14 protein-coding genes are annotated in these 14,527 nt (G+C 64.7%); 5 read left to right on the forward strand and 9 right to left on the reverse strand.

Annotated features, from left to right (window positions below; genetic code table 11):
* Positions 1-126: 126 nt before the first annotated feature.
* The 3 genes from ACQR1E_RS03820 (at position 127) to ACQR1E_RS03830 (ending at position 2,349) form a co-directional block, all read left to right on the forward strand.
* The gene (locus tag ACQR1E_RS03820; RefSeq protein ID WP_434896687.1) at positions 127-1,296 is read left to right on the forward strand and encodes a hypothetical protein; all 1,170 of its coding nucleotides are present in this window, start codon (positions 127-129) and stop codon (positions 1,294-1,296) included.
* A 264-nt stretch (positions 1,297-1,560) separates the two neighbouring features.
* Positions 1,561-1,734, forward strand: coding sequence for a hypothetical protein (locus ACQR1E_RS03825; RefSeq protein ID WP_434896688.1), 174 nt, complete (start codon positions 1,561-1,563; stop codon positions 1,732-1,734).
* A gap of 369 nt (positions 1,735-2,103) precedes the next feature.
* A complete protein-coding gene (locus ACQR1E_RS03830) occupies positions 2,104-2,349 on the forward strand; it encodes a cysteine rich repeat-containing protein (RefSeq protein WP_434896689.1) in 246 nt (81 codons plus the stop codon).
* An 800-nt stretch (positions 2,350-3,149) separates the two neighbouring features.
* Here the strand turns inward: ACQR1E_RS03830 and ACQR1E_RS03835 are convergent.
* Positions 3,150-3,494 carry a Lin0512 family protein gene (locus ACQR1E_RS03835; protein ID WP_315712523.1) on the reverse strand — a complete coding sequence of 115 codons (345 nt, stop codon included), beginning with the start codon at positions 3,492-3,494 and terminating at the stop codon, positions 3,150-3,152.
* A gap of 264 nt (positions 3,495-3,758) precedes the next feature.
* Between ACQR1E_RS03835 and ACQR1E_RS03840 the strand changes: the two genes are divergently transcribed.
* Both ACQR1E_RS03840 and eutC read left to right on the forward strand, forming a co-directional pair.
* Positions 3,759-5,144, forward strand: a complete 1,386-nt coding sequence (locus tag ACQR1E_RS03840; RefSeq protein ID WP_434842938.1) for an ethanolamine ammonia-lyase subunit EutB — start codon at positions 3,759-3,761, stop codon at positions 5,142-5,144.
* Entirely contained in the window at positions 5,144-5,935 is a 792-nt protein-coding gene (gene eutC / locus ACQR1E_RS03845; RefSeq protein ID WP_316164657.1) for an ethanolamine ammonia-lyase subunit EutC, read from the forward strand. Before ACQR1E_RS03840 ends, eutC begins: the two co-directional genes overlap by 1 nt.
* Before the next feature lie 20 nt (positions 5,936-5,955).
* Here eutC and ACQR1E_RS03850 read toward each other — a convergent pair whose 3' ends face one another.
* Genes ACQR1E_RS03850 through ACQR1E_RS03885 form a run of 8 tightly spaced genes read right to left on the reverse strand, consistent with a single transcriptional unit; the run spans position 5,956 to position 14,341 of the window.
* On the reverse strand, positions 5,956-6,675 hold the full coding sequence (locus tag ACQR1E_RS03850; RefSeq protein WP_315712527.1) for an ABC transporter ATP-binding protein: 720 nt from the start codon (positions 6,673-6,675) through the stop codon (positions 5,956-5,958).
* Positions 6,668-7,423: an ABC transporter ATP-binding protein gene (locus ACQR1E_RS03855; RefSeq protein WP_315712528.1), complete on the reverse strand. Its 756-nt coding sequence runs from the start codon at positions 7,421-7,423 to the stop codon at positions 6,668-6,670. Before ACQR1E_RS03855 ends, ACQR1E_RS03850 begins: the two co-directional genes overlap by 8 nt.
* Positions 7,420-8,421, reverse strand: a complete 1,002-nt coding sequence (locus ACQR1E_RS03860) for a branched-chain amino acid ABC transporter permease (protein ID WP_316225367.1) — start codon at positions 8,419-8,421, stop codon at positions 7,420-7,422. The genes ACQR1E_RS03855 and ACQR1E_RS03860 overlap by 4 nt, the downstream gene beginning before the upstream one ends.
* Positions 8,421-9,293, reverse strand: coding sequence for a branched-chain amino acid ABC transporter permease (locus tag ACQR1E_RS03865; protein WP_316194097.1), 873 nt, complete (start codon positions 9,291-9,293; stop codon positions 8,421-8,423). The genes ACQR1E_RS03860 and ACQR1E_RS03865 overlap by 1 nt, the downstream gene beginning before the upstream one ends.
* A gap of 10 nt (positions 9,294-9,303) precedes the next feature.
* Positions 9,304-10,554 (reverse strand): ABC transporter substrate-binding protein, encoded by a 1,251-nt coding sequence (locus ACQR1E_RS03870; protein WP_434896690.1) that lies wholly within the window; start codon positions 10,552-10,554, stop codon positions 9,304-9,306.
* A gap of 24 nt (positions 10,555-10,578) precedes the next feature.
* Positions 10,579-12,954, reverse strand: coding sequence for a xanthine dehydrogenase family protein molybdopterin-binding subunit (locus ACQR1E_RS03875; RefSeq protein WP_434842936.1), 2,376 nt, complete (start codon positions 12,952-12,954; stop codon positions 10,579-10,581).
* Positions 12,951-13,484 carry a (2Fe-2S)-binding protein gene (locus ACQR1E_RS03880; RefSeq protein ID WP_316164653.1) on the reverse strand — a complete coding sequence of 178 codons (534 nt, stop codon included), beginning with the start codon at positions 13,482-13,484 and terminating at the stop codon, positions 12,951-12,953. Before ACQR1E_RS03880 ends, ACQR1E_RS03875 begins: the two co-directional genes overlap by 4 nt.
* A complete protein-coding gene (locus ACQR1E_RS03885) occupies positions 13,481-14,341 on the reverse strand; it encodes an FAD binding domain-containing protein (RefSeq protein ID WP_315712652.1) in 861 nt (286 codons plus the stop codon). Before ACQR1E_RS03885 ends, ACQR1E_RS03880 begins: the two co-directional genes overlap by 4 nt.
* Between the last annotated feature and the right edge of the window lie 186 nt (positions 14,342-14,527).

Genomic DNA, 14,527 nt, shown 5'->3' on the forward strand with positions numbered 1-14,527 from the left:
CGCGTCACAGACGCGCCCGGGTCTTCTACGGCTCGCATTGATTATTTGGCGCTACTAGCCCGGACCCGAACGACGTTGCTAAGCTCAACAAGAGTAGCTCCAATTTCGAATCACGGACACAAGGTCATGACCGCTCCGAGAGAGGCTTTCGTCATTTTTATGCCTTGGGTCACCTTGCCGAAGGCCGTTAAGGTCGGTCGCTTTCGTTTCAGCCCCATCAATGTCGAACAATTGGACACAATAGTCGCGGACAAGATGGTCACAGAAGTCCGAAGCGCTCTCAGCTGCTATATTGGCAGAAATGGCAAGCCGATCGAGTCGTGCACGATGTTGCTACGAGCTCGACACAACGAAGCATGGAACATCCCGCGTGATCACTGGAAACATGCGACAGACGCCTCAAAGCTGCTAGCTTTGTCGACCTTATCCGAACAACGGTTCTTTGAAGGACATTTTAGTCCGCACATGAATTCGACGATGTTTCGAATCGTCGGCCAAGGGATCATCGAGGGGTCCGATCAGATCTCGCCTATATTTCCTCGCCGTAGTGGAACTCTTAAGATCGGCGGACTGCGCCACAAAGACATCTTTTTTCAGCGTCCTACTCAGATTGAAGGTACTCAATGTGGCTACACCAACGAGACCTTGCTAAAGGCACTGCAAACGGCACGCGAGTCGAAATCGGTAGCAGCTGATGCGATCGTATCATCTCTAGATCCATTCTTGCTGGCTAATGCCGAGGCTGTGGACCTAGATACGGATAGCTGCGTGATGCTTTCCGCAATTTCATTTGAAAGAATGCTTCAACCGAATAGCGGAGCACAGAGCCTAGCTCAAGCAGTCAGCCAACACTGGTATCCATTTTGTGGAAAAACGATCTCAGCAGCAAAGCGGGTAAAGCCAGATCCGAACTATGCACACGAACAAGCGAACTGGCCGCTTCACCGAAAATGGGCAAAAGAACTATACGAACTGCGGAGTTCTATTGTTCATAAAGGAAGGAATTCTAAATTCAGCCAGAATTGGTCAAGTCCGCAACACTTGATAATTGCAGCCTTCACGTATCCTTTATTAGTAAAGCTGAGGCTTGCTGAAGAGGCCTTCTACTCGCTCAGCGATCGTGAACTTGGCGCTTGTGAAGCTCTGGACCAGCTTCTCGATAGCGATTGGGGTGAAGGTTGGCGCAGGCCTCCAGAATGGTCGAGAATTCTGTCTATTGCCGAGGAAGCCAGTGCAAGACGATGGTCTATTCGTCGCAGTATCGATCAAGTGAATAAGAGCAATGCGGGCCAATAGCGCTCCTTACGTTTGGTCGAAAGTCTCGGCCACGCTCCGGCCCCTCATTTAAAGCTTGCGTCGTATCAAACGACTCGATTTTCGACGTTTGACGCGGGTCGACGGCTTCTCCGAGGCCGTGATCGCCTGGATCGCGGCGCGGGAGGAGAGCCTGCGAGGCGCCACCCTGCACCGACAACAACGGACCCCGACGCGTCACAGATGCGCCCGGGTCTTCTTCCACATTCAGTGGATCACACGACACACATTGGTTTAAGTGACCTCATGTACCTGTCCATCGCCACCACCCATCAGCCCGCCACCGATCTCGGCTACCTGCTCAACAAGCATCCGGAGCGGCCGCGCGAGCTCGCGCTCACCTATGGCAAGGCGCTGATCTTCTATCCCGAGGCCAGCGAAAGCCGCTGCGAGGCGGCGCTGGTCTCCGCCGGCCGCTGACATCGTCACCGATGTGCCGGTTGCCTTCGAGGAGATCGAAGCCATCGCGGTCATGCTGCTGACGCAGCAGGTATTGCTGCTGCCTCTCGATGTCGGCATACGATATCATCATCTTGCAGCAGCTTCCCGACAGTGACGCCGTTCGCCAGGCACCGTTCCTCAGAACGTGCAGTCCTTCCTCCTGCGCGATGAACTCACCCTGGTCCGCACTGTCCATGCCAGCCAGCTTCGAGTTCCACATCCAGCGACGCACCAGACCAGCCCCACGCGGCCATGGACTCCCCCTTCGGCTTGATCCTGCGCAACGAACGGACGCACGACACACGCTACCCCGCCACCGTGCCTACACCACTCCCCAAGGAGGCTTGAATGAGGACGTCCGTGCAACTCGCCATCGTCATCGCCGCCACCGTGGCCATGCCCGCTTTCGCTCAGGGAACCGGGCCGGTGGCAACGCAATGCGCCGCTGACATCCAGAGCTTCTGCACCGGCAAGCAGCACGGCGCAGGCCAGGTTCGCGCCTGCCTCGAGACCAACCGCGAGAAAGTCTCGGCGGATTGCCGCCAGGCCCTCGACACCACGGGACCCGGCCGAGGCAAAGGCCCAAGACGCTGAACATGCGCATCGGCTGGCCTGGCCCCGTTCCGGGTGCAAGCCAGCCGGCAACTTTCACAGCGATCGGGCCAGGCCCGGGCAAGATTGTCTGCGCCGAGACGATGCGATCTTCGGCGCCAAACGCAGAAGGTCGGCACCCGCCTGATCCCATGGTGACAATGAATCAGTCCGCGGCCGTGGCCGCGACCTCAGGGCAGCGCACCGCCGGCGGGAAAAGGCGCGCGGCGAAACACTCGTTTCAACAGCCCCTGCAATGCGATCGCGGTTCGCACGCCTGGTCCACGAAAATTTCGCTTTTGTTTTTCCGAATTCTGTGAAATACTCCGCCCGTCCCGCCTCGCCATGAGGGGCGCTTCGCGATCGTCACGAACGTGGAGGCGGGATGCGATGGGCGCAGCTCTGCCGCAGCATGGCCTTGCCGTGCGGACGAACGGCAGGATGCGCCGGCGAAATCGTGTGGTCCTGGCCTCCCGATGCTGAGGTCAAGCCGGCTGAGATGATGATCGGCCGGCGACGGGGGCAACAAAGCCCGGTCCCCGAGGAGAGCACGTATAAGCCGGAAAACCGTTGCGCAGGGAAGGCCGGGATCGTCCGGCTGAGCCTGTGGTTCCTGCCCCGTGCACTTCTTCACGCACGGGGGCCGCGGGTATCAGCGGATACCCGGCCTTCCCTGCGCCCTCTGTTCAAAGAGGGACACCGTACGATCATCACCCGGGCGCGCAACGCGCCGCGGGATCGCGATGACATGCTGTTTGACATTCATATCAGAACGCCACGCGCATGACCCCTGCACGTGAGCGTCACTTGCCGTCGTCGAGATGGACCAGCACCGCCGCGTTGGCGATGATGATGGCGTCGCTGCCGGCCTCGGCCGCAATCTCCAGCCCGCCTTTGACCGCGGTCACGGTCACCGTGCCATAGGGCAGCTCCTTGGCCACTGCAGCGGTGTCGACAGCCTCCGGGTTCGGCACGCCGATGGTGACGTCCACGAACATGTCCTGCGGCGTCTTGCCGACCATGCGGAAGAAGCCGAGGCTGGAATGGCGGATCGCGTCCGACACCGCGCGCTTGGCCGCCTTGGTGGCGTCGCGGCCGTGGACGTCGACGCCCATGCCCATCTCGGTGATACAGCGGACGCGCGCCATGTCGTGTTTCCCTCGGTTGCTTGCCTCGTACGCCATGCGACCTTAGCCAACGGCGCGGCCGACGCAAGCCGGGTGGACATCAAGCGCCCCCGCCACAGAAAATGGTCATCTGATGCCGACATATATCGTGCAAGATGATGCGCTGGACGAACCTGAGAACAAGGTCTTCGAATGATGTTCCTCCCCGTCTTTCCCGTGATGGCGATCCATCGGCCGGATCCGGCTGGCATGGCTGACCACGAGGAACATTGAAGGAGAACGCCAATGGGTTTTTCACACACGCTGGGCGGCGCGCGCTACCGGTTCGACGACCTCAGAACCTTGCTTGCGAAGGCAACGCCGTTGCGCTCGGGCGACGTGCTGGCGGGCCTCGCCGCGGAGGATGTCGCCGAACGCGTGGCGGCACGGATGGCGCTCGCCGAGCTGCCGCTGCGCCATTTCCTCAACGAGGCCGTCATCCCCTACGAGACCGACGAGGTCACGCGGCTGATCGTCGACCAGCATGACGGCAAGGCGTTCGCTCCCGTCGCAAGCCTCACGGTCGGCGACTTCCGCGAATGGCTGCTGTCGGATGCGGCCGACGCAGATGCACTCAGCGGCGTATCGCCAGGGCTGACGCCGGAGATGGTTGCTGCGGTCTGCAAGATCATGCGGCTGCAGGACCTGGTGACGGTCGCGGCGAAATGCGAGGTCGTGACGCGCTTCCGCTGCACCATCGGCCTGCCGGGCCGGATGTCGACACGGCTGCAGCCCAACCATCCGCTCGACGATCCCAAGGGCGTCGCGGCCTCGATCCTCGACGGGCTGATGTACGGCGTCGGCGACGCGACGATCGGCATCAACCCGGCGAGCGACGACGTCGAGACGATGGTGCGGCTGCTCGACTTGATCGAGACCTTGCGGCTTGCCTCGCATGCACCGATCCAGTCCTGCGTGCTGGCCCATGTTACGACCGCGCTGAAGGCGATCGAGCGCCGCGCGCCGGTCGATCTCGTGTTCCAGTCGCTGGCCGGCAGCGAGGAGGCCAATCGCGGCTTCGGCATCACGCTGTCGCTGCTCGACGAGGCGCTCGCCGCGGCCGAAGGCCTGCAGCGCTGCCCCGTCGGGGGCAACGTGATGTATTTCGAGACCGGACAGGGCAGCGAGCTCTCCTCCGGCGGCCATTGCGGGGTCGACCAGCAGACCTTGGAGGCACGCTGCTACGCGGTCGCGCGGCGCTATCGGCCGCTGCTCGTGAACACCGTGGTCGGATTCATCGGTCCGGAATATCTCTACGACGGAAAGCAGATCATACGCGCGGGCCTGGAGGATCATTTCTGCGGCAAGCTGCTGGGGCTGCCGATGGGCTGCGACGTCTGCTACACCAACCACGCAGAAGCCGACCAGGACGACATGGATGCGCTGCTGACCCTGCTTGGCGTCGCCGGCTGCACCTACATCATGGGTGTGCCGGGCGCTGACGACATCATGCTGAACTATCAAAGCACCTCGTTCCATGACGCGCTCTATGTGCGCAAGGTGCTCGGCAAGCGCGCGGCGCCGGAGTTCGAGACCTGGCTCGCGGCCACCGGCCTCAGCGATGCCGGAGGCGAGCTGCGCTTCGAGCCGGCGCGGCTGATGCCGGCGCTGCCGCTGCTGGAGGCCAAGTGATGGGCGGCTCCGACAAGAGCGACTCGCCGGCAACGTCGTCATCGGACGATTGGCGCTGGCTGTCACGCTATACCGAAGCGCGGATCGCGTTGGGACGCTGCGGTCCTGGCCTGCCGACATCGGCACATCTCGCCTTCCAGGCTGCCCACGCCGAAGCGCGCGATGCCGTGCTGAAGCCGTTCGACGCCGAGCGCTTTGCCGCCGAGGCGACCGCGCATGGCTGGCCGGCCCTTGCCGTGCACAGCCGCGCTGCCGATCGCGCGACCTATTTGCAGCGCCCCGACGCAGGCCGCCTGCTCTCGCCCGCGTCGGAAGCGGTGCTGTCGGAGCCACGCGCGCCGGCCGACATCGTGCTGGTGGTCGCCGATGGCCTGAGCAGCCGCGCGGTGCAGGTCAACGCCCTGCCCGTGCTCGATGCGCTGATGCCGCGCCTGGCTGCAACCGGCCGACGGCTGTCGCCGGTGATCGTTGCTTCGCAGGGCCGCGTCGCGCTCGCCGATCATGTTGGCGAGCTGTTCGGCGCGTCGGCCTCGATCATCCTGATCGGCGAGCGCCCGGGCCTGAGCGCGGCCGATTCCCTTGGCCTCTATCTCACCTGGATGCCGCGCCGGGGCCGCGTCGATGCCGAACGCAACTGCATCTCCAACGTCCGCCAGGGCGGCCTCGCACCGGCGGATGCGGCGAGCCAGGCGGCCGAACTGATCCAGCGCATGTTCCTCCACCAGGCCGCCGGCGTCAGCCTCGCCCGGCTGCCGCAGCTGCCGGCGCCGGATGGAGATGGCGCGTCATGATGCCGGCGCAGTCCGAAACATCACACCGCGCAATAGCGGTCCTGGATATCCTTGTCGGCCAGCAGCGCCGCGGCGCTGCTCTCATGCACGACCTCGCCCTGGTCGATGATGACGGCGCGATCGGCGAGCCGCAGCGCCCATTCGACGTTCTGCTCGACCAACAGCAGCGTCTTGCCCTGGTCGCGCAATCGCCGGAACAGCACGCCCATCTCTTCGACGAGCACCGGCATGATGCCTTCGGACGGCTCGTCGAGCAGAACCATGCGCGGCCGCGCGATCAAGGCCCGCGCGATCGCCAGCATCTGCTGCTCGCCACCCGACAGCGTGACGCCCTCCTGATCCAGCCGCTCGTTCAATCGTGGAAAGGTCTCCGCAACCTCGGCGAACGCCGCGCGCTCCTCGATATCGGCGCTGGCGGCGACCAGCCCAAGCCGCAGGTTCTCGCGCACCGACAGGCCCGGCACGATGCGGCGCTCCTCCGGAACATAAGCGAGCCCGAGATGAAAGCGCTTGTGGGCCGCAAGCGGCAGCAGATCATGGCCGGCAAAGCGCACGCGCCCCGCGGCCCGGGGCATCAGCCCCATGACGGTGCGCAACGTCGTGGTCTTGCCGGCGCCGTTGCGGCCGACGAGCGCGACCACCTCGCCCTCGCTCACGCGCAGCGAGATGCCGTGCAGGACGTGGCTGGCGCCATACCAGGCCTGGAGGCCGTCGAGCTCGAGCAACGCGGTCTCAGCCATAGCCTTCACTCTGTCCCAGATAGACCCGGCGCACGTCGGGGTTGGATCGGATGTCCTCAGGACGACCGTCGGCGAGCAGCCGGCCGTGATGCAGCACCAGCACCCGCTGGCTCAGGCCGAGCACCATCTTCATCTTGTGCTCGACCAGCAGCACCGTGCGCTTCTCCGCCAGCCGCTCCAGCAGCGCCACCATCTCCTTGGTCTCTTCCGGCCCCATGCCCGCGGTCGGCTCATCGAGCAGCAGGAGCTCCGGTTCGGAGACCAGCGCAATGGCGATCTCCAGCGCGCGCTGCTGGCCATGGGCGAGATACTTCGCGAGTTCGCCGCGCCTGCCGATCAGGCCGACAGCCATCAGGGCCGCATCGGCGCGTTCGCCGAGTTCGGCAAGATCGGCGCGCTTGCGCCAGATGTCGTAGCTTACCCGCATCGCCTGGGCGGCGACCCGGACATTCTCGTGCACCGACAAGTCGGGAAAGATGTTGGTGATCTGGTACGAGCGCGAGATGCCCTGATGCACGAAGCGATGCTGTGGCAGGCCGTTCAGCTCGCGGCCCTTGAACCGCAGGGTGCCGCTGCTCGGCGACAGCGTGCCGGAGAGAATGTTGAAGAAGGTGCTCTTGCCTGCCCCGTTCGGGCCGATGATCGAGGTCAGCTCACCGGCCGCGAACGCGACCGAGATGCCTTCGAGCGCGACGAAGCCGCCGAAACGACGGCCGATCCCGTCGGCGCGCAGCAGCTCGGTGCTCATCGGCGTTGCCTCGCGATCGGCAGCACATCGAGGAACGTGCCCCAGATGCCCTTGGGCAGGAACAGCACGAACACGACAAAGATGGCGCCGACCACGATCTGCCAGTGCGGCGTCCACAACGACACGACGTCCTCCAGGATCAGGAAGACCGCGGCCCCGACGAACGGCCCGAAGAAGCTGCGTGCGCCGCCGAGCAGCACCATCATCACGATCATGCCGGAGGTCTGGTAGTGCAGGATGTCGAGCGGAACGATGGACAAATGCAGGGCCGACATGCAGCCGCCGACGGCGGAGATGGCGCCCGACAGCATGAACACGATCAGCTTGCAGCGCTCGACGTCGTAGCCGCAGGCCCGCGCGCGCTGCTCGTTCTCGCGGATCGCCTCGATGACCGCGCCGAATGGCGAGTTGAGGATGCGCGACTGCACCCAGATCGCGATCGCCGCGAGCACCATCAGCACGTAATATTTGTTCACCGGATCGAGGAAGTTGATCTGCGCGCCGAACAGACCGATGTGGTCGACCGTGAAGCCGCGCAGCCCGTTCTCGCCGCCGGTGAAGGAGGAGGCCTGCAGCGCCACGTAGTAGACGAGTTGCGCCAGCGCGAGCGTGACCATGGAGAAATAGATGCCGCGGGTGCGCGTCGAGATCGTTCCGATCAATGCGGCGAGCGCCATGCTCGCCGCGATCGCCAGCGGCACTGCGGCAAACCACGGCAGGCCCCAGCGGCCGATGGCGATGCCGGTCAGATACGCGCCGGTGCCGAAGAAGGCGGCGTGGCCGAACGACAGCAGCCCGGTGTAGCCGAACAGGAGGTTGTAGCCCATCACCACGACGCCGTAGATCAGGACGTTCACGGCGAGCGCCTTCGACGGCAGCAGCCAGGGCAGCAGCGCCAGCGCGACCAGCGAGACCAGCACGCGGTGATCCGCGAGAAGCGCGAAGAGGCGCTGCGCCTGAGGAAGCGGCGGTGCTTCGCCGGTCGAATGCACCGTCATCACGCTCTCCCCTTGAGGCCGAACAGACCCTGTGGCCGGATCAGCAGGACCGCGGCCATGAGCGCGAACATCACGATCGTCGCCATCTCGGGCGCAAACAGCGCGACCATGCTGATGCAGATGCCGACCATCAGCCCCGCGACCACGGCGCCGACGATCGAGCCGAGGCCGCCGATCACGGTGACGACGAAGGCCTCCGCCAGCACCAGCGTTCCCATCTCGGGATTGACGCTGCGCATGGGTCCCGCCAGCACCCCGCCGAGCGCGGCAAGGCCGACGCCCAGGCCGAAGATCGCGAGCCACGCCTTGCCGATGTCGACCCCGAGCACCCGCATGATCAGGGGATCACGGGCGCCGGCCCGCACGATCAGGCCGACCCGGGTCTTCTCCAGCATCAGCCAGAGCACCAGCAGCACGACGGCGACCAGCGCGATCACGAACAGACGATATTTGGGGAAGAAGCCGACGCCGAGATCGACGACGCCGATCAATTGGGACGGTGTCGGAAACGGAATACCGTCGCTGCCGAACACGATGCGCACCCCCTCGACCAGGATGTAGCTGAGACCGAAGGTGAGCAGCAATGGATCATCGATCGACCGGCCATACAGGCGCCGGACCAGGACGAGTTCGATCAGCATGCCGAACGCGCCGACCAGAATTGGGGCGAGCAGCAAGCCCCACCAGAAGCTGCCGGTCAGCGATGCCAGATACAGACCGGCATAGGCCCCGATCATGAACAGCGCCCCATGGGCGAAATTGACCACGCCGAGCATGCCGAACACGATGGTCAGGCCGAGCGCAGTGATGACCAGCACCGCCCCAAGGGCGATGCCGGAAAACAGCTGCATGATGATCAGCGAGAGGTCCATGCGATCAGGATCAGGTGGCGTGGCCGAGTTCGCCGCAGCTGCGCAGCATCTCGTCCGCCCCGGGATCGCTGGCCACGATCGCGAACAGGTCGTTCTCGCTCGCCATCGCCGACTTCTTCTTGGATTCCAGCACAAGCACCGACTGCACCGACTGGTGGTCGCATTTGCGGTAATGCTGCGGGCCCTTGGTCATATCGTATTGCAGCCCCTCCAGCACCGCGACGACCTTATCGGTGTCGGTGCCACCGGCGGCCTGCATCGCCTGCAGCAGCGAGCCGACGCCGGAGTAGCCATAGGCGCCGTAGTCGGTCGGGATCGCGCCGCCATTGGCGGCCCGGAACGCCTTGTTGAACTCGGCCGCGGTCTTGTTCTGTGTCTCAAGACCCCAATAATAGTTGGCGCCGCCGACGACGTCCTCGAACACGTCGGGCCCGACGGCGAGGCGCTGATTGTGCAGGATCACCGGCACCACGATCTTCATCTGCTGCTTGATGCCGAAATCCACCGCCTGCTTGATCGCGTTGGCCTGGTCGCGGCCGAAATTGCTGATGCACAGCACGTCCGGCCGCAGCGACATCAGCCGCGGCATGAAGGTCGAATAGTCGGCCGCACCGAACGGATGCAGGATCTCGCCGACGCTCTCGGCACCGATCGCCGTCTGCGCCCGCTTGAAGCCGCGCAGCATCTCATGGCCATAGGCATAGTCGGCCACGAGGTGGGCGACCTTCATGCCCTTCTTGATGGTCTGCCGCGCCACGGCGGCCGTGGTCATGTGCGGGTTCAGCGCCTCGTGGAAGGTATATTTGCTGAAATCCTTGGCCTCGTTGATGGTGTCGGACTGGCTGATCGACACGTAGATCACGCCGCGGGCGCGCGTCACCTCGTTGACGGCAAGCTGGACGGCGCTGGAGAGCGCGCCGACGATAGCATGCACCTTGTCCTTCTCGATCAGCTCGAGCGTCCGTGTCGCCGCCTCGCCGGCGTTGAGCTTGTCGTCGCGCACAAGCAGCTCGACCTTGCGGCCGGCGACGCCGCCCTTGTCGTTGACCAGCTTGACGGCGAGTTCGGCGCACTTGACCTGGTCACGCGCCTCGGCGGCGAACGGACCGGTCAGCGGCGTCGGAAAGCCGATCCGGATGGTGTCATCAGCGGCGCGTCCCAGGCGCGGCATCGCGAGCGCGGCGACACCTGCCGACATCCCCATCAGCGCCGTACGGCGGGATATTCCTGTGCGTCGCAGCCTTGTCTCGTAGTTTGGCATGATCTCCTCCCTCATTCGTTTTTCTTAGAACCGGTTGAGCGCCTTGAGCACGCGCGCAGGCGTGACGGGAATGGTGTTGATGGAAGCGCCGAAGGGCATCAGCGCATCATTGACCGCATTCAGCACACAGGCCGACGCGGCCGCGGTGCCAGCCTCACCGCAGCCCTTTGCGCCGAGAATGGTGTCCGCCGTCGGCGTCTCGACGTGATCGATGGTAATGTCTGGCATCTCCATCGCCATCGGCACCAGATAGTCGGCCATCGACCCGTTGAGCAACTGGCCGGTCTCACCGTAACGGCACTCCTCGAACAGCGCAGCGCCAAGACCCTGCACGACACCGCCGCGCAACTGCTCGTCGACCAGCATCGGGTTGATGATCCGGCCGCAATCCTCGACGACATAGTGCTTCAGCAGCTTGATGAAGCCGGTCTCGACATCGACTTCGAGGTAGCAGCCCTGGATGCCGTTGGTGAAGGCAAAGGGGTAGCCCTGGGGCGCGAAATGATGGCTGACAGTCAGCTGCGCCTGAGTGCCCGGTGGCAAGGTGTCGGACCGGAAATAGGCGATGCGCGCGATCTCGGCGACTGGGATACGCGGCTGCCCCGTCGCGACAGAGGTGATCTGGCCGTCGACGACGTCGAGCGCGGCGGGCTGCTCCTGCAGCACCAGCGCGGCAATCTCCAGAATGTTCGCCTTGAGCTTCCGCGCGGCCTGCAGTGCCGTTTCGCCACCGATGCCCGCACCGCGGCAGGCCCAGGTCGCACCACCATGTGGCGTGACCTCGGTATCGCCGGTGATGATCTTGACGTGCTCCTGGGCGAGGCCGAGCTGGTCGGCGACGATCTGGCCGATGATCGCCTCGGTGCCCTGTCCCTGCTCCGTCACGGAGATCGCGCAGCGCACCTCGCCCGACGGCGTCAGGCTGACGGTCGCGCCATCCTGCGAGGAAATGCGCGCGCCGCCGACGCCGTAGAACGCAGGGCTCGGATTGGTGATCTCGACGAAGGTCGCAATGCCGATGCCGCGATAGATGCCGCGCCGACGCAGCTCGGCCTGCTCGGCGCGGAGCGCGTCATAGTCCATGATCCCGCGCAGCCGCCGCAGGCAGACTTCGTGCGACAGCGCCTCGAACCTGTAGCCGGTCGGCGATGCCGTCGGATAGGCGCTGTCGACAATCACGTTCCTGGCGCGCATCGCGAATGGATCGAGCCCGACGCGGGCAGCAGCGAGATCCACCATGCGCTCGGTGACCGCGCAGGCGATGGGATGTCCAACCGCGCGATACTGGCTGGTCTGCACCTTGTTCTGGAACACGACCTCGAGCGCGGCGCGGTAGGATTTGAAATCATACGGCGCACCGATCAGGCGGATGACCTGATTGCCTTCGACGACGCTGGTGCGCGGATAGGTCGAGAACGCGCCGATCGCCGTGGCATCGTGGACGTCCATGGCAAGGATCTTGCCGTCGGCGTCGACGGCCATGCGCGCGCGGACGTGGTGATCGCGGGCATGAATATCCGACACGAAGGACTCGATGCGATCGGCGACGTATTTGACCGGGCGCCCGAGCAGGATCGACAGCCCGACAACCGCCATGTCCTCGTGGTAGACATGCAGCTTCATGCCGAACGACCCGCCGATATCGGGCGCGATCACGCGCACGCTGGCTTCCGGGATGCCGTAGTGGCGAGCGTACAGATCCTGGAACTGGTAGGGCGTCTGCGTGGCGTGGTGCACCGTCAGCGCGCCGCTCTCGGAATCATAGTCCGCGACGATGGCCCGCGGCTCGAGCGTGACCGGGGTATGACGGCCGAAGCTGAATTCTTCCTCGATCACATGCGCGGCCGACGCGAAGGCCTCATCGACGCGGCCGCTGTCGAGCTGCGTGCGGAAACAGATGTTGGACGCCGCAACCGGATTGACCAGCGGCATCCCCGGCCGACGCGCGGCGTCGAGATCGACCACCGCCGGCAGCTCCTCGTAGTCGACCGAGATCAGCTCCAGCGCATCCTCCGCGATCGCCCTGCTCTCGGCGACCACGGCAATCACGGCCTGCCCAGCCCAGACGACGCGATCCAATGGCAACGGCAGCTGCGGCTCGGACATCATGCCCTTGAAATGATCGAGCGTCCCGGTCCACGGTGTGCAGATCTTCGCCAGATCGGCGCCGGTCGCAACCAGATGCACGCCCGCAAGCGCCCGCGCCGCATCGACCTCGATGCCGGTGATCCGTGCATGAGCATACGGGGTGCGCAGGAAGGCGGCATACAGCATGCGCGGCAGGCGAATGTCGGTCACATAGCGCCCGCGTCCGGCGAGCAGCCGCTTCGCATTCGGTCGCGGCACGGAGCGGCCGATATAGGAATTCGGGCGGTCCAGCGACGTCAGCGGCGGGCTCATGGCGACGAGCCCTCCGCGCCCTGCGATGCCGTTGCTGCCCGTGCCGCGGCGACCGCGGCGATGGCGTCGACGATCGCTTCATATCCGGTGCAGCGGCAGAAATTGCCCGAGAGCGCGTCGCGAATGGTCTCGCGACTCGGCCGTGCCACGTGGGTCAGCAGCTCATGAGCGGTGATCAGCATGCCCGGCGTGCAGAACCCGCATTGCAGCGCATTGCGCCGATGAAACTCGGCTTGCAGGTCGGCGATCACGCCGCTCTCCGAGAGCCCCTCGATCGTATCGATCCGCGCGCCATCGGCCTGCACGGCGAACATCAGGCAGCCATGCACGGCAGCGCCGTCGAGCTGAACCAGGCAGGCGCCGCAGGCCCCCATCTCGCAACCGGCATGCGTGCCGGTCAGCTCGAGCTGCTGGCGAAGACAATCCACCAGCGTGTCGCGAGGCGCGACGTCACACGCCACCTTGCGGCCGTTGACGATGAGGCGAATGCGGACCTGCTCCTCGGTCTCGATGTCGACCGGCGGGCTCATGCGGCTTCTCCGATCCGTCCCAGCAGCCGGCCGAGCAGAACGCGCGCCAGATGCAGACGCATCGCCGCCGGAACATCGTCGCTGTCAGCGGGCGCGAGATCGGCGTCGAGCGCCGCCTGCGCCGCCGCAATCCGTGCAGCATCGATCCGGTTGCCGGTGAGCGCTGTCTCCGCATGCCTCGCACGGGTCGGGACGTCGCCGACCGAAAAGAATGAAATGCCTATGCGCTCGATCAGATCGCCCTGGCAGGTCGCGAGCAGGCCGCAACCGACCAGTGCATAGTCGCCGCGCCGGCGGGCCAGCTCATCGAACGCAATGCGCTGGCCGGCTTGGAAGAGAGGAACATGAACCGCGACGAGGATCTCGCCGGGCGCGATCGCCGTCTCGAAAAGATCGATGAAGAAGTCATCGGCTTTGACGCGGCGCCGGCCGGACGCGCCGGCAATCTCAATCTCGGCGTCGAGCGCCAACACCATCGCCGGAAACTCGGAGGCTGGGTCGGCCAGCGCGACACTGCCGCCAAAGGTCCCGCGATTGCGGATGGCAGGATGCGCAACGAACGGCGCTGCGGCGCGCAACAGCGGCGCAAACTCAGCGATCAGCGGATCGGTCAGCATCTCGCAGTGCCGGGTCAAGGCGCCGATCCGCAACCATTCGCCGTCCCGCGTGATGCCGCGCAGCTCTGCAATGTGGTTGATATCGATCAGAATTCGCGGGGCCTGAAGACGCAACGCCAGTGCCGGAACCAGACTCTGCCCCCCAGCAATGAAGCGCACATCGTCGCCCGCGCCCGCATGAGCTTCGAGCGCCTCGCCGATCGTGTGTGCACGAAAATAGCTGAAAGCCCTCGCTTTCATCCGTTTCCTCACCGCCAGGGCTCGCCAGCCCGGATTCCCAAATTTGTGACCATCTGGTCTCAAAAGAGTTGCACGCAGCGGCACCGCGGTCAACCAGAAACGAACGATTGGTCACAAATCAGCTTTCGGCTATCAAGCAGGCTGTCGCCGCAATCGATAGAGACCATGGCTAGGACCCCGAAGACA

Origin of the sequence: Bradyrhizobium sp. HKCCYLRH1030 (genome assembly GCF_051168395.1) — a bacterium.
Taxonomy (GTDB): Bacteria; Pseudomonadota; Alphaproteobacteria; order Rhizobiales; family Xanthobacteraceae; genus Bradyrhizobium.

Coding starts and splice junctions, on each gene's coding strand:
- ACQR1E_RS03820 (WP_434896687.1), top strand. CDS start 127: ATGACCGCTCCGAGAGAGGCTTTCGTCATTTTTATGCCTTGGGTCACC.
- ACQR1E_RS03860 (WP_316225367.1), bottom strand. CDS start 8,421: ATGACGGTGCATTCGACCGGCGAAGCACCGCCGCTTCCTCAGGCGCAG.
- ACQR1E_RS03825 (WP_434896688.1), top strand. CDS start 1,561: ATGTACCTGTCCATCGCCACCACCCATCAGCCCGCCACCGATCTCGGC.
- ACQR1E_RS03870 (WP_434896690.1), bottom strand. CDS start 10,554: ATGCCAAACTACGAGACAAGGCTGCGACGCACAGGAATATCCCGCCGT.
- ACQR1E_RS03880 (WP_316164653.1), bottom strand. CDS start 13,484: ATGAGCCCGCCGGTCGACATCGAGACCGAGGAGCAGGTCCGCATTCGC.
- eutC (WP_316164657.1), top strand. CDS start 5,144: ATGGGCGGCTCCGACAAGAGCGACTCGCCGGCAACGTCGTCATCGGAC.
- ACQR1E_RS03855 (WP_315712528.1), bottom strand. CDS start 7,423: ATGAGCACCGAGCTGCTGCGCGCCGACGGGATCGGCCGTCGTTTCGGC.
- ACQR1E_RS03840 (WP_434842938.1), top strand. CDS start 3,759: ATGGGTTTTTCACACACGCTGGGCGGCGCGCGCTACCGGTTCGACGAC.
- ACQR1E_RS03830 (WP_434896689.1), top strand. CDS start 2,104: ATGAGGACGTCCGTGCAACTCGCCATCGTCATCGCCGCCACCGTGGCC.
- ACQR1E_RS03885 (WP_315712652.1), bottom strand. CDS start 14,341: ATGAAAGCGAGGGCTTTCAGCTATTTTCGTGCACACACGATCGGCGAG.
- ACQR1E_RS03850 (WP_315712527.1), bottom strand. CDS start 6,675: ATGGCTGAGACCGCGTTGCTCGAGCTCGACGGCCTCCAGGCCTGGTAT.
- ACQR1E_RS03865 (WP_316194097.1), bottom strand. CDS start 9,293: ATGGACCTCTCGCTGATCATCATGCAGCTGTTTTCCGGCATCGCCCTT.
- ACQR1E_RS03875 (WP_434842936.1), bottom strand. CDS start 12,954: ATGAGCCCGCCGCTGACGTCGCTGGACCGCCCGAATTCCTATATCGGC.
- ACQR1E_RS03835 (WP_315712523.1), bottom strand. CDS start 3,494: ATGGCGCGCGTCCGCTGTATCACCGAGATGGGCATGGGCGTCGACGTC.